At 44.9% G+C, this 13,543-nt stretch carries 13 protein-coding genes; 1 reads left to right on the top strand and 12 read right to left on the bottom strand.

The window, feature by feature from the left end; translation table 11 throughout:
* Positions 1 to 40 precede the first annotated feature (40 nt).
* The 12 genes from MHH63_RS07755 to MHH63_RS07700 all read right to left on the bottom strand — a co-directional run bounded on the left by MHH63_RS07755 (position 41) and on the right by MHH63_RS07700 (position 12,952).
* Complete coding sequence (locus MHH63_RS07755; RefSeq protein WP_076310473.1) at positions 41 to 991, bottom strand: ROK family protein; 951 nt, start codon at positions 989 to 991, stop codon at positions 41 to 43.
* A gap of 28 nt (positions 992 to 1,019) precedes the next feature.
* Positions 1,020 to 1,712, bottom strand: a complete 693-nt coding sequence (locus MHH63_RS07750) for a copper homeostasis protein CutC (RefSeq protein ID WP_076219992.1) — start codon at positions 1,710 to 1,712, stop codon at positions 1,020 to 1,022.
* 24 nt (positions 1,713 to 1,736) lie between these two features.
* Positions 1,737 to 3,176, bottom strand: a complete 1,440-nt coding sequence (locus tag MHH63_RS07745; RefSeq protein ID WP_341171361.1) for a leucyl aminopeptidase family protein — start codon at positions 3,174 to 3,176, stop codon at positions 1,737 to 1,739.
* A 41-nt stretch (positions 3,177 to 3,217) separates the two neighbouring features.
* Entirely contained in the window at positions 3,218 to 4,210 is a 993-nt protein-coding gene (locus MHH63_RS07740) for an ABC transporter ATP-binding protein (RefSeq protein WP_139332068.1), read from the bottom strand.
* Positions 4,207 to 5,208: an ABC transporter ATP-binding protein gene (locus MHH63_RS07735; RefSeq protein ID WP_076278748.1), complete on the bottom strand. Its 1,002-nt coding sequence runs from the start codon at positions 5,206 to 5,208 to the stop codon at positions 4,207 to 4,209. Before MHH63_RS07735 ends, MHH63_RS07740 begins: the two co-directional genes overlap by 4 nt.
* Positions 5,209 to 5,221: 13 nt before the next feature.
* Positions 5,222 to 6,052: an ABC transporter permease gene (locus MHH63_RS07730; RefSeq protein WP_370510612.1), complete on the bottom strand. Its 831-nt coding sequence runs from the start codon at positions 6,050 to 6,052 to the stop codon at positions 5,222 to 5,224.
* Between the two features lie 147 nt (positions 6,053 to 6,199).
* Positions 6,200 to 7,123, bottom strand: coding sequence for an ABC transporter permease subunit (locus MHH63_RS07725; RefSeq protein ID WP_036689023.1), 924 nt, complete (start codon positions 7,121 to 7,123; stop codon positions 6,200 to 6,202).
* A 112-nt stretch (positions 7,124 to 7,235) separates the two neighbouring features.
* A complete protein-coding gene (locus MHH63_RS07720; RefSeq protein ID WP_076141089.1) occupies positions 7,236 to 8,840 on the bottom strand; it encodes a glutathione ABC transporter substrate-binding protein in 1,605 nt (534 codons plus the stop codon).
* Positions 8,841 to 8,929: 89 nt separating this feature from the next.
* On the bottom strand, positions 8,930 to 9,934 hold the full coding sequence (locus tag MHH63_RS07715; protein WP_341171360.1) for an asparaginase: 1,005 nt from the start codon (positions 9,932 to 9,934) through the stop codon (positions 8,930 to 8,932).
* Between the two features lie 28 nt (positions 9,935 to 9,962).
* A complete protein-coding gene (locus MHH63_RS07710) occupies positions 9,963 to 11,126 on the bottom strand; it encodes an ROK family transcriptional regulator (RefSeq protein ID WP_341171359.1) in 1,164 nt (387 codons plus the stop codon).
* A gap of 461 nt (positions 11,127 to 11,587) precedes the next feature.
* A complete protein-coding gene (locus MHH63_RS07705) occupies positions 11,588 to 12,271 on the bottom strand; it encodes an MgtC/SapB family protein (RefSeq protein ID WP_244886359.1) in 684 nt (227 codons plus the stop codon).
* Between the two features lie 126 nt (positions 12,272 to 12,397).
* On the bottom strand, positions 12,398 to 12,952 hold the full coding sequence (locus MHH63_RS07700) for a GNAT family N-acetyltransferase (protein WP_081387118.1): 555 nt from the start codon (positions 12,950 to 12,952) through the stop codon (positions 12,398 to 12,400).
* A gap of 186 nt (positions 12,953 to 13,138) precedes the next feature.
* On the opposite strand from MHH63_RS07700, the gene MHH63_RS07695 reads away from it, so the two are divergent.
* Positions 13,139 to 13,534, top strand: a complete 396-nt coding sequence (locus tag MHH63_RS07695; RefSeq protein WP_076129897.1) for a DUF2871 domain-containing protein — start codon at positions 13,139 to 13,141, stop codon at positions 13,532 to 13,534.
* Positions 13,535 to 13,543 lie beyond the last annotated feature (9 nt).

The raw sequence follows: 13,543 nt of genomic DNA, 5'->3' as shown, positions 1-13,543 counted from the left end.
TCCTCCGTTAGTGAAAGCTGTGATCAATCATTCACTCCACCTAAGTGGTATGAAATAATGCAGCTGCTCCAATTAGGCCTACATCGTCTTTGAGCGCGGCAGGTTCAATTGTAAAAGTACCCTTATAAGGATCCATGATAAATAGCTCCGTCTTCTCCACCAGTGCAGGGAATAACAAATCTCCAGCCTTACTCACGCCTCCACCGATCACGATCCGATCAGGATTGAACGTATGTACTGCATTGGCTAGACCTAGTGCCATATAATGAATACTCCGGTCAATAACCTCGACGGCCACGGGATCGTTAAGTGCCATGGCTTCAAATACGTGCCGCGAAGTAATTTTTTCTCCATTTATATTAGCCAGTTCCGTAATCATCGACGGTCTGCTCTCCATACTTCGCAGCGCCATATCCCGAATCGCTGTGCCCGAAGCGAAAACTTCCCAGCAGCCGAATCTTCCACAGCTGCATTCCGTTCCGTTCGGGTCAATAATATTATGACCTAGTTCACCAGCAAATGAATTTTTGCCAAGAAGCAGCTTGCCGTCAATGACGATACCTGCTCCAATCCCTGTGCTAAAGGTAACATAAACCATGTTGTCTGCACCTTTGCCAGCACCTCGGACATACTCGCCCCAAGCCGCAGCGTTCGCATCATTCACTACCTTTACTTCAACGCCTAGCTCCAACTCCATCCAGTGCTTCAGTGGAACATTGTCCCACTCCGGAAGATTGGTGCCGTGAATAACGATCCCGTCCTGGCTATTTACAGCTCCGGGAGAAGCCAGACCCACTCCTGTGAGTGGTCGCCCTTCGGATACGGAGCGGATCATATCGATCATTCGCTGCACCACTTCTTTAGCGGTACGTGCCCCAGCCGTTTCCATCAATTCCCGTTTCAATACGGTCCCCTTTGAATCAAACAATGCTGCGGCAATTTTTGTGCCTCCTAAATCGATTCCAACTACGTAGCTATCAACCTTCTGCATAACCCATTCACCTTTTCACTATCTATTATTAGCCGTTAGAATGAATACTCTCCGCTAACGCCCGTAAGGCTGCTGGATCGATTGGCGACAAAGCGTCTTTGTCATAACGTACAGCCGACCCAAAATGTACTTCTGTTACTCCAGTCTGATGTATAAATGAAGTAATACCTTCCGGCTTCAGACCGCTTCCAGCCAGTATACTTACCGATTTCCCCCTTGATTCCTCGACTAGCTTCCGCATAGCAGGAATAGCTTCAGGTGCCGGACCTGGCCCGGCAGAAGTGAGCACACGCGTAATTTGCGGATACTTACAAAGCGTTCGATAACCTTCTATTTGATCCTTCAACTCATCAAAAGCACGGTGGAAGGTTACTTGCAATCCCTCGGTCAACGGCAATAATGTTTCAAGCGCTCGCTCGTCGATAGTCCCTTCTGGAGTTAACGCACCAAGCACAATCCCCGCCGCACCGCTGGCTGCAATTTGCTTTATCTCTGCTGCCATGGTCAAAATGTCATACTTTGAATAGCAAAAAGAACGGCTATGCGGGCGAACCATAACAAACGCAGGAATGTTAACCGATTTAGCAACTTGTTGCACCAATCCTATCCCTGGTGTTAATCCGCCTTCCGTAATCGCAGTAATGAGCTCCAGGCGGTCAGCCCCATTCGCTTCGGCTGTAAGAGCATCGTCCATACAAGTAGCGATGACTTCCAATCTCATAACTTTCCTCCACTCTTCCGGTTGTTATTGTTGTGCCTGTTTCATAACATAATCAGCGAGCAGTCGAGCACCATAGCCCGTTGCTCCAGCTTCTGAATACCCCACATCCTGTTTGTACTGAACCGTCCCAGCCATATCAATATGGACCCAGCTCAGCGATTCCGCTACAAAGCGCCGTATAAAAAGCGCTGCTGTAATCGCACCTGCAAAAGGTGAAGTACTAACGTTGCGCAGATCAGCGTAATTGCTTCGAAGATCGACTTCGTATTCATCCATAAGCGGCATGGGCCACAGTCGTTCTCCATTGCGCTCACCGATTTCGACGAGGCTCTGCGTCATCTCTCCATCACCCCATATGCCGGCGATACCTAATCCTAACGCTGCGCCAACATTTCCAGTAAGTGTTGCAATATCAATGACCTTAGTTGCCCCGATATTTGCTGCATGAATAAGAGCATCCGCGATAATAAGCCGCCCCTCGCCATCCGTATTTGCAACCTGAACCGTCAGCCCATTAGGATAGCGTATAACAGACGATGGCAGCATTGCTTCAGCATCTGGTACGTTATCAACAACTGGGATCAACGCGGTCACATTTACATGAGCTTGATTCCGCACTAAAATATCCAGCGCCCCAAGAACAGCTGCTGCGCCACCCATGTCCATACGTGCATCGCTAATATCACTTGCGGTCTTAACATTCATCCCACCCAAATCGAAGGTAACACCTTTACCCACCAATGCCAGCATTGGCAATTCAGGGTTACTCTCATAGCGAATTTCAACGAGGGCTGGGGAGTGTTTACTGCCAGCTCCAACCGCCAGCAACCCATTCATCTGTAGGTCAACCAGCTCCTGCCCCCGGTAGACATGAACTTTCACTGCTGCGTTATCACGCTCGAAATATTCGACCATCCATTCTGCGAACCGATCCGGATTTAGAGTCCCGGGCACCTCATTCACCAGATCGCGAGCAACCACTGCTCCTTCAGCACGCATGCGGCCAGTACTTAGTACAACTTCCAGTTCAAGCTTTGTCAGTTCAGGCCAATCGGCTGTCTGGAGCAGCAAATCAACTGAAATGTCTATTTTAGTAACGCCACGATAGGTTTGAAAACGATATAATCCGAGAAGCCAGCCTTCAATCCATGCTTGCAGCTCATCCGCAGCGGAAATATCACTTTCTGCTGTCCTACGAACAAATGAAGCTGAATTTCGTCCTTCTCTTAGGGCTGTACGGGCGGCAGAGCCCGCTGCTCGGCGAACTTTCTCAAGCGTAAGAGCCCGGCGTTTTCCCATTCCAATAGCTATCACATCGGACTCTTCCTCAGAGCGAGCATATAACCATGTCACACTGCCACTCTGTTTGTGAGCTTCTCCCAGTCGAAGAGGAAAAGGCTCCTCTTCATAGGCTAAGTAGATAAGCGTATCCGCCCCATTAGCGGAATCGAACAAGATATTCATAGCTGTCCCTTCTTTTCCGTAAAGTGTACTCACATTTTAAATTATCGTTCTAGTTTCAACATTTCTTCATCAAACAGATGACAAGCGAGCTCATGACCTGGTTCAACTTCCCGGAATACAGGCACATGTTGCTTACAGATTTCCATACAGGAAGGGCATCTTGTATGAAAACGACAGCCCGTCGGCGGATCAACGGGACTTGGAAGATCCCCTTTTAGAATAATGCGTTCCTTCTTCAAGCTTGGATCGGGCACGGGAACTGAAGATAGCAGCGCTTGGGTGTAAGGATGCAAGGGACGGTCATACAATGTATCCTTATCAGCCGTCTCCACAAGAGAACCCAGATACATAACCCCAATTCGATCACTAATATGCTCGACCACACTGAGATCATGAGAGATGAATAAATACGTCAGGCCATATTCCTCCTGCAAGTCCTGTAACAGATTCAACACTTGGGACTGAATCGATACATCCAGCGCTGACACGGGTTCATCCGCCACAATTAGACTTGGGCGAACGGACAGAGCCCGGGCAATCCCAATCCGTTGCCGCTGTCCACCGCTGAACTCAAACGCGAATCGCTCGGCGTGGAAACTGTTCAATCCAACGGTCTCTAGCAGTTCGCAAGCTAGTTTATCCCGTTCTTTAGAGGACAGCTTTGTATGAATAAGCAGGGGTTCGGCGACAAGATCCTTCACCTTCATGCGGGGATTAAGTGAAGCATAAGGGTCTTGAAACACCATCTGCATATCTTTGCGCAGAGGCCGCATCTGGTTGTCTGAGATATGGCTAATATTTTGTCCCTTAAACCATACTTCTCCATGATTGGGTTCCAGTAAGCGGGTCACCAGCCTGCCCGTAGTCGATTTCCCACAGCCACTTTCACCTACAAGGCTGAACGTTTCTCCCTTACGAATGGCGAATGAAATCCCATCAACGGCGTGTAAATATTTAGTCGTTCCGAAGAAGCCCTTCTTCACAGAAAACAACTTCTTCAAACCCTTAACCTCAATTAATGGAGTCTCTTTCATAAACATCCCGCTCCTTCCGTGTCCTCCTGCTGTGTAAGCCAACAACGGCTTTTGCGCTCTAGCCCCTCAATCGGAAGTAGCTCAGGTTCTTGCGACAGACAACGCTCCATGGCAAATTCGCAGCGTGGCGCAAACTTACAGCCGGCAGGCATTTGTGAAAGGTCTGGCACATTCCCTTTTATAGACTCCAAGCGATGTACATTCTGGCGCAGCTTAGGTACCGATTGAATCAATCCCCTGGTATACGGATGTTGCGGTCTGGCGAACAGCTCCTGAACAGAGGCTTCTTCCACCACACGACCTGCATACATAACAACTACCCGGTCACATAATTCGGCAACTACTCCAAGATCATGGGTAATGAGCAGCATTCCCATATCCTGTTCATCTTTCAACTGCTTCATCAGATCAAGAATTTGCGCTTGAATCGTTACATCGAGTGCGGTCGTGGGTTCATCGGCAATCAACAGCTTTGGATGACAAGACATGGCCATTGCAATCATAACCCGCTGTCTCATCCCGCCGGATAGTTGATGCGGATATTCATCGATTAATTCCTCTGCGCGAGGGATACCTACAAGCCGCAACATATGAATCGCATGCTCACGAGCCTTCTTGCGTCCATAACCCAAATGCAGTCTAATCGGCTCTGTTAATTGCAGCCCAATCCGCAGCACTGGATTAAGAGAGGTCATCGGCTCCTGAAAAATCATTGCCAGATCATTTCCCCGGATTTGGCGCATCTCCTTCTCAGAAATCTTCGTCAAATCCTTTCCTTCAAAACGCACAGAACCTTCAGAAATTCTGCCCGGCGTATCTTTAAGCAACCGCATGATCGATAATGAGGTTACACTTTTGCCACAACCAGATTCACCAACCAGGCCTAACACTTCGCCTTTTTTAATAGCAAAGTCTACCCCCGCAACCGCAGTTATACTTCCATCGCCGCGTTTGAACTCCGTTTTCAGCCCTTGTACATCCAACAAATGTTGAGTCATGTCTTGTCCCTCCTTAGTTTTTCATTTTGGGATCAAGAGCATCACGCAGTCCGTCCCCGACCAGGTTAAATGCAAGTACTGTTAAAAAGATGGCTATCCCCGGAAAATAAACGATATGTGGAGCAATACTTAAATAATCACGTCCCATACTTAACATTGCGCCCCAATCGGGCTCTGTTGTTTTTGCACCCATTCCGAGAAAGCTCAATGAAGCAGCGGCCAAGATCGCTCCGCCAATCTTCATGGATAGATTAACGATAATGCTGGGCACGGTCTCAGGAAAAATATGACGCCAAATAATCCGGCGATGCTTCGCTCCCATGGAACGAGCCGCTTCCACAAACAATGTTTCTTTCGCAGACAGCGTTACGCTCCGAATAATTCGGGCGAACGATGGAGTACCAAAAACTGCAACTGCGATAACAACGTTGGATAGACCCGGACCGAGAATGGCGACGATCCCAATGGCAAGCAGCAAGTCAGGAAAAGAAAATAGTACATCACTGCCACGCATAATTATCCGATCTAGCCAACCGCCATAATATCCGCTTAACAGACCTAGGATAGTTCCAAGTACACCTGCGATTAAGACGGAACTGAGACTGACCGCTAAGGTTAAGCGAGTACCATCAATCAAACGGCTTAGAATATCACGGCCATATTCGTCTGTCCCGGCCCAATGTGCAGCAGAAGGACCTGCCATAAGAGCATCGTAGTTTGGTTCATCAGGATTATACGGGGTCAGAAATGGCCCGAAAATTGCAATTAGGAATAGCAATATAATAAAAAATGCGGCCACAAGGGGCATCTTTTGTTTACTGAACTTACGTAAAAAAACACCCATACGGCCTTTTGTTTTCTCCGGGGCCAGTACCTCTCCGGGTAATGGAGATTTTGCTCCCATCACCGCCGAATTGTCACTCATGATATCCCTCCTGATCCTAAATTCACCCTATAAATCTATTGAAATTCTGCTTCTTAGTCGCATTAGCTACTGAGAAAACCTTATTTTCGGATTAAGTACGCCATACAATAAATCTACTAATAGATTGATAAGAATAAATTGTGTAGCAAACAGAAGCAGTAAGGCTTGAATGACTGTATAATCCCGGAACAAAATGGAGTCTACTAGCAGCCTGCCAAGACCCGGAATACTGAATACCGTCTCAACCATTACAGAGCCGCCGAGCAGGAACCCAAACTGAAGTCCAGCTACGGTAACCACCTGAATCAAAGAGTTGCGCAGCGCATGCCTGCCGATAACAACATACTCGCGTAAGCCTTTTGCACGTCCTGTACGGATATAATCCTCCCGAAGAGTTTCCAGCATAGATGACCTAGAATAACGGGCCAACATAGACATAATCCCCATCCCGAGTGTAATGGAAGGAAGAATATAGGACTTCCAGGAATCAACACCACCCGTTGGAAACCAACCAAGCTCTACCGAGAAAATTTGAATGAGTACCAAGCCTAACCAAAATCCAGGAATAGACATCCCTGAAATGGCTGTCAACGTCCCTAAATGATCCGGCCACCGATTGCGATAAACGGCTGAAACCACGCCAATTAGAAGACCAATAATTAGAGCCCAGGCCATACTAAGAAAAGTCAGCCACAACGTAGGCATTACTCTGCTTTCCAGCATGTCAGTAACCGGGATCCCTGAACGGATCGAATTGCCCAGATTCCCACTTAGCAGATCACCCATGTAGTTTATGTATTGCTTCCACAAAGGCAGATTGAGACCCAGCTGCTCCTGAATTCCACGAATCTCTTCAAGCGTGGCATCTTTACCGGCAATAAGTCGGGCTGGATCGCCTGGGATTAAGTGAATAAACAAAAAGACAAGCACCGATACAATGAACAACAGCGGAATAACCCCGAGGAGTCTTTGTAAAGCATATCTACCCAACTCATAAGCCCCCTTCAGTATCGACAAATGATTTAGTGAGGCCGCTTCCCACCATACTACAGAAGCGGCCTCGTTCATTTCTTGGGATATTAAACCTAACGTTTGTTTAGCATTATTTCACTTCTGCATTCAGGACATTAATGGAACCATCCGGGAAGACCTTAACTCCTTCCAGATACGATCTTTTGCCTGAGATGATTTGGTCGACGCCCATGAATGCCCATGGAGCATCTTCCCAAATTGTTTTTTGAATATTGCCATAGATGGATTTAGCCGCTTCTGGATCAACAGATTTATTCGCCTCAGCGATCCATTTGTCTACATTTTCATTTTTGTAATAGGCTGTATTTGAGCCAGCAGGCGGGAACATTTCACTACTGAACAACCCTCTGGTTGCACCATCTGCATCACCAGAAGACGGAGACCAGCTGACATACCACATTTGAATTTTCGCTTCTTCTGGTGTCTTAGCAGAGTTAATTTGGTCGGACAACGTGCCGCCTTCCATGGATTTCACGTCTACCTTAATCCCTACAAGTGCTAGCTGTTGCTGAATAAATTGCATACCCTTCATAGTTTCGGATTCATTTTCACCCCAAATTTCGGTTTCGAATCCATCAGGATAACCTGCTTCAGCAAGCAATTGTTTAGCTTTTTCAATGTCATAGTCATAACCTGTTTGCGGGGAATAGTATTGTGTTTTGGAAGACATCGTGGAATCAAGCTTAGCACCAAGACCCGATTTCACAACTTTGATATAAGCTTCTTTATTGATAGCATAGTTAATGGCTTGACGTACCTTCACATCATCAAAAGGTTTTTTCATCGTATTTAACGTTACATAACGGACAATTGTCGAATCGATGGTATCTACAGTAATTCCTTCAAGACCTTCAACCTCAGATACTTGCTCCGTTGGCATTGGATAAATAAAATCTGCCTCGCCGGTTTTCAGCATGGCTATCCGTGATCCATTCTCTGGTACAGGTCTAAAGGTCACACTATCCACTTTTGGCAAGCCCGCTTGCCAGTAATCAGGGTTCTTAACGACAACCAAGCGGTCGCCTTGCACCCATTCTTTGAACTTAAATGGTCCCGTCCCTACAGGATTTTTCGAAATATCGGTGCCATTTTCTTCTAAAGCTTTCGGACTAATAATAGGTGCCATAGCTACTTTATTTAAAAATGCGTTGTACGGCTCACTGAGTGTAATAACCACGGTTTTAGCATCAGGAGTCTCCACTTTCGCTACCTTTGCGAAGCTTTTGCGCAGTCTCAGATTGTTCTTCTCATCTTGAATACGGGCGATGTTTACTTTAACCGCTTCAGCATTAAAGTCAGTACCGTCTTGGAATTTAACATTCTCTTGCAGCGTGAACGTGTAGACCAACCCGTCTTCACTTATGGAATGGCTTGCGGCAAGAACAGGAACCACGTTCATATTCTCGTCAAAACCCATCAGACCTTCGTACATCGTTCTGGCAGCGCTGATTGAATGCGTATCGCTTGCGTTATGAGGGTCCAGCGTAATAAAGTTAGAATTGATGGCAATTACAATGTCTTTATCATTCTTTGTAGTTGGGGTGCTAGTTTCAGTTCCACCAGCAGTATTGCCGTTTTGTCCCTCGTTGCTCGCTTTGTTGCCGCACCCTGCAGTCACTACTACTGTAATAAGCAGCAGCATGAACATTGACCATACTTTTCCTTTTGCTTTCATTTTTTACACTCCCCTATTCAAACGATGTATTAGAAAAGCTTCTAGTCCGATTAATCACCAAACTTGAAGATTATTCTTGACCTTATGCTCTAGATCTCCCATTGAAATACAGCACGGCGTTCGCCGACTACAGTACCGCCATCATTAACAATCGTATTAGGCACGAGTGCATATAGGCGATCAATTGTGTCTTGATTGCTGTAACCAATACGTTCTAGAATCGATGCGATAATACATGGCCAGACTTGTTCTGATCCGTCGGATACTTTCAGTGATATACCCATTCGTTCCTTACGGAGTCCGATACCGTATACCCCTTTTGCTCCACCTTTAGCCGTCAGATTGTCATCCTTCAGGAGCTCTGAGCATACAAATTTCGTGTCAGCAATCATAACCGGGTTATCATTCATAAGTTTTGCAATGGCAGCGGCTGCGTTACGTATATCCGTATCCTCAATCAAATCGGGACACGCTAGCTTTAGATAGGAATAAGCGATTTTATGAAGCGGAAGTGCGAAGATAGGAAGTCCACAGCCATCAATACCTTGCGGGATGGACGCTTTGGGAACTTCAGCGATATAAGCCATCATCTCAAGAATCTCCTGTTGTACAGGATGGTTAGGATCGTAATAAGTGTTTATATCCCAACCCATATATTTGCTAAGGCCCATTAATCCTGCATGTTTGCCTGAGCAGTTATGAAAGATTTTACGAGTGGGCTCATTTGCCCGGTGACGTTCTGCTTTGGCTTCTTCATTCAGCGGGTATGTAGAGCAGCAATGAAGTGACTCTTCTTTTAATCCCATTTTCTGAAAAAGAGCTTCAAGCGCTTCAATATGGAAGGCTTCTCCCCGGTGTGAAGCGGTAAACAGCGAAGCTTCTTTACTTATCAAACCATATACTTCATCGATCCGGCGTTTCATTACCGGCAAAGCTTGGAATGGCTTAGCAGCAGAGCGAAGATAAGTCATATGCTCCGGATCGCCTGCTTTGTACAAAATGTTGCCCTTCTCATCAACTACACTAACTGCACCATAATGCACATTCTCCAACAGGCCACCACGATATTCTTCTACCAATGTTGTAAATCCCATCTGTACAACCTCCCCAGCAGTAGTTAATTTAATCTAAGGCAAAAAATCGATTCTGCGATAAAAGTCCCGATCCGATAATTACACCCTTCTCATTCAGCAACGAGCGATGAATCGTAAAGGAACCACGAAGCGGCTCCCATGTAAAGCGCGAGAGGTACAGCTGCTCAACTTCTTCGTATATATCCGGGAATTTGTCCACGAGTTCTCCACTTAAAATCACGCTGTCGGGGTTATACATGCATACGACATTATTAATGGTGATGGCCATATACATGAGTGCACGGTCGATCAAGTGCATCGCCCATTGTTCTCCTGCATGTTTTGCTGCGAATAACTCCTCAATCGTACGGATCGGGCGAATCCGATTAGCTTCAGATAATAAAGAACTGATATTTATATAGGTCTGTAAACAGCCCGCTTTGCCGCACTCACACATCATTCCGTTAGGATCCACTGTCGTATGCCCAATTTCACCCGCACTGTTCATCACCCCTCGATAAATCTCTCCCTCGAGAATCATCGCAGAACCCACGCCTTGACCGAAACCCAATAATGCCGTACGGCTTGAGCCGACTGCGGCTCCTTTAAGATGTTCAGCAAGAGCCCTTACTTTCAGCTCATTGTCCACAGCGATTTCAAAACCTGTCAGCTCTTTCAAGCGTTTGGCTAACGGCACATTTTTCCATCCTAGCTGAACAGAGAAGACAACAATTCCTTCTTCGTTATTCACAATGCCAGGAAGTCCAACGCCAATACCCACGATACGTGTTCTGTCAATCACATGCTGCTGGAACAATTGCTCAATGGCTTCATGAATCCGTTCCAGCGTTCGTTCCGGGCTTTCGTCTGGTGTACGGGGAAATTGACTACTGCAGATAAGCTGTCCTTGTAAGTCCACAATTCCTATAGACATAAGACTGCGATCCAGTTCAACGCCAACCGATAATACAGAAGCGTCCATCATACCTATTAACGTTGATTTCCGACCTAATCCTGATGATACCTGCTCTGAATCGAGTAAATATCCTTCCTCCGTCAACTCTCCGACAATTCGACTTACAGTCGTAGGACTCATACCAGTCTGTTTAGCAATAGAAGCGCGAGAAATCGGTTGTTGATTTTTTATAATTTCGAAAACCGTTAAACGATTTTGTCGCTTCATAAAATCCTGATCGTGCTTTTTCACGGGCATTCTCCTAATTATTTTCTCCAGTGCATTAATTGGATTAATAAACCACAAAAACAAGAAATTATTTGCAAATAAAGCGCTGATAATGTATTCTTTGATTTAAATTTTAATTTAGTTTCTCCAGTGATGGGATTAATAATAAAGGGTCATGGTTTATGTGTCAATATAAATGACATATTTTTTATTTAAAAATAAATGTAAGCGGTTAACTAAAGATAACCAACACAAAAACCACTCAATATATAACACAGACATAACATATAAGCCCATGAATTAGCATTTAATTTGAATCTTGAACCTATTAATTGGAATAGAAAGACTGAAAGTGGTATTTTGCTTGGATTAATGTGAGGGTGTGTGAATCGATGGTAAATTGAAGGTAACACTCGCATCAAAAGGAAACTCTCAAAAAGGAGGTAGCTTTTGATGCGAAGTAAGTTAGTTACATCGAAGGTGCTAAAAAATCATTGAAACTCAACGGTCTTAACCGCTGCGTCCTCTTGGATCATCGATAACAATTGTACTGGATTAAATGATTCAGGCAATCTTACAACGATTTCTACGTTTAATTCGGATTCTACACTGTTATTTTCAGCATGAAAACTTAGAACAGCGATTTTGTGTTCTTTAAGCAACTCTTGAATTCGGCCCATAGCGCCTTCTGTGTTAGCTAGACTTATAACGAGCTGTTGGGTTTTTGGTGCGGCCAGCCAGCTGTTACGACTGTGTAAGATCTTTTGCCCAAGTAAAATGATTATCGTTGCTCCTACGCCAAGAATATAAAGACCAGACCCTATAGCCATGCCCACTCCGGCTGTTGCCCAAATCCCTGCAGCAGTAGTGAGCCCTTTGACTGTGTGTCTTTGCATAAAAATCATTCCTGCGCCCAAAAAACCTACTCCGCTTACTACCTGAGCAGCTATCCGAGCGGGATCAAGAGAAAGATTAGGCCAATCCGCTTGATCCTGAAACCCATATTTGGAGATGACCATCATGAGTGCAGCACCTAAGGCCACAACAAAATGTGTTCTAACTCCAGCTTCTTTCATCCGGCTTTTGCGTTCATATCCAACTAATACGCCACAAATTCCCGCGCCAATTACACGAAGCAAATACTCAAACTCCATACCTTCACCTTCTTTCATCATGATATGTATGTTGGATTAGTACCACGTAGGATAAATTCGATAATCTATTTATTGTATCACAAACAAAAAACCATAATACGTCCTCTCGCATTATGGTTAACTCGCATTTTTTTAATTTTATACTTCTTAGTTCGTATCGGAAGCTAACAAAGAGCAAATCTCCGCATCTACAAATCTACCTTTTTCAAAAAAAGATTCGCGCAACAATCCCTCATACTTAAAGCCCGCTTTCAAAAGAGACTTCTTGGAGGCAATATTAGCCGGATCATAAAACGCCTCAATTCGATGGAGCTTCATATGCTCAAAGCCATACGCAATAATAGCTGTCAGGACTTCCGTCATCACACCCTGCCGCCAATAAAGTGGAGATAATTCATACCCAATCTCTGCTTTGAAATTTCTGTGCGCCCAGTTATGATATCCGCATGAACCCATCATTATATTATCCTCACGCCTGGCTATTCCCCAGCGAATACTTTGTTTGCCTTTGAAACGTTCATCCCATCTTTCGATAAGGTTGATCGCTTGCTGTATATCGGTAAAGCTATCCAGATCATAATACTGGGTCACTTCATCTTTTGAAAAATAATTATATATTTCTTTAGCATCATCCAGTGTAATTCTTCTCAAAATAAAGCGGTCTGTTTCGAGCACAGGAAATCCTTCAACGTTATCGATCATATTTTCCTTAAGTCTCCTCTCATTTCTCTAGTAGTACAGTTCGTCGTGGAAAGTGAAACTTCCTTTAGGATATAATGTATTTTATAAACTAGTGATTTTTTTCACCTTGTAATCATTTGTTCATATTGCGTTCTTAATTGCTTGATACACTTCAATCATAACGATACCTACAAAGGAGATATTCTTATGAAAAAATTGTATTACACGTCTTTTTTCTATGCAATTCTTGGTTTGATAGCCGGAGTGGCCTATCGCGAAATTACTAAAATGAATGATTTCACAGGAGATACTATATTAGTTGCGCTTCACACTCACATTCTAGTCTTAGGATTCTTTTTCTTTATTATTGCTATGATCTTAGACAAGTTATTTAATATCCATGAGGCTAAATCTTTTGGTGCATGGTACATTGTCTATAACATTGGTCTTCTAATCACGATTGGTGCAATGGCTACACGCGGAATGCTGCAAATTAACGGCAGTGATATTAGCTTCCTGCCCCATATTGCGGGTCTTGGTCACGCCATTGTTGGGGCTGGAATCATCTGGCTGCTTGTGCTACTCGGTAAACGAATTAAATAATACAGAAAG

This window comes from Paenibacillus sp. FSL H3-0310, from assembly GCF_038002785.1.
GTDB classification, from domain to species: domain Bacteria; phylum Bacillota; class Bacilli; order Paenibacillales; family Paenibacillaceae; genus Paenibacillus_AQ; species Paenibacillus_AQ odorifer.
This window is presented reverse-complemented; position numbering and strand designations above follow the sequence as displayed.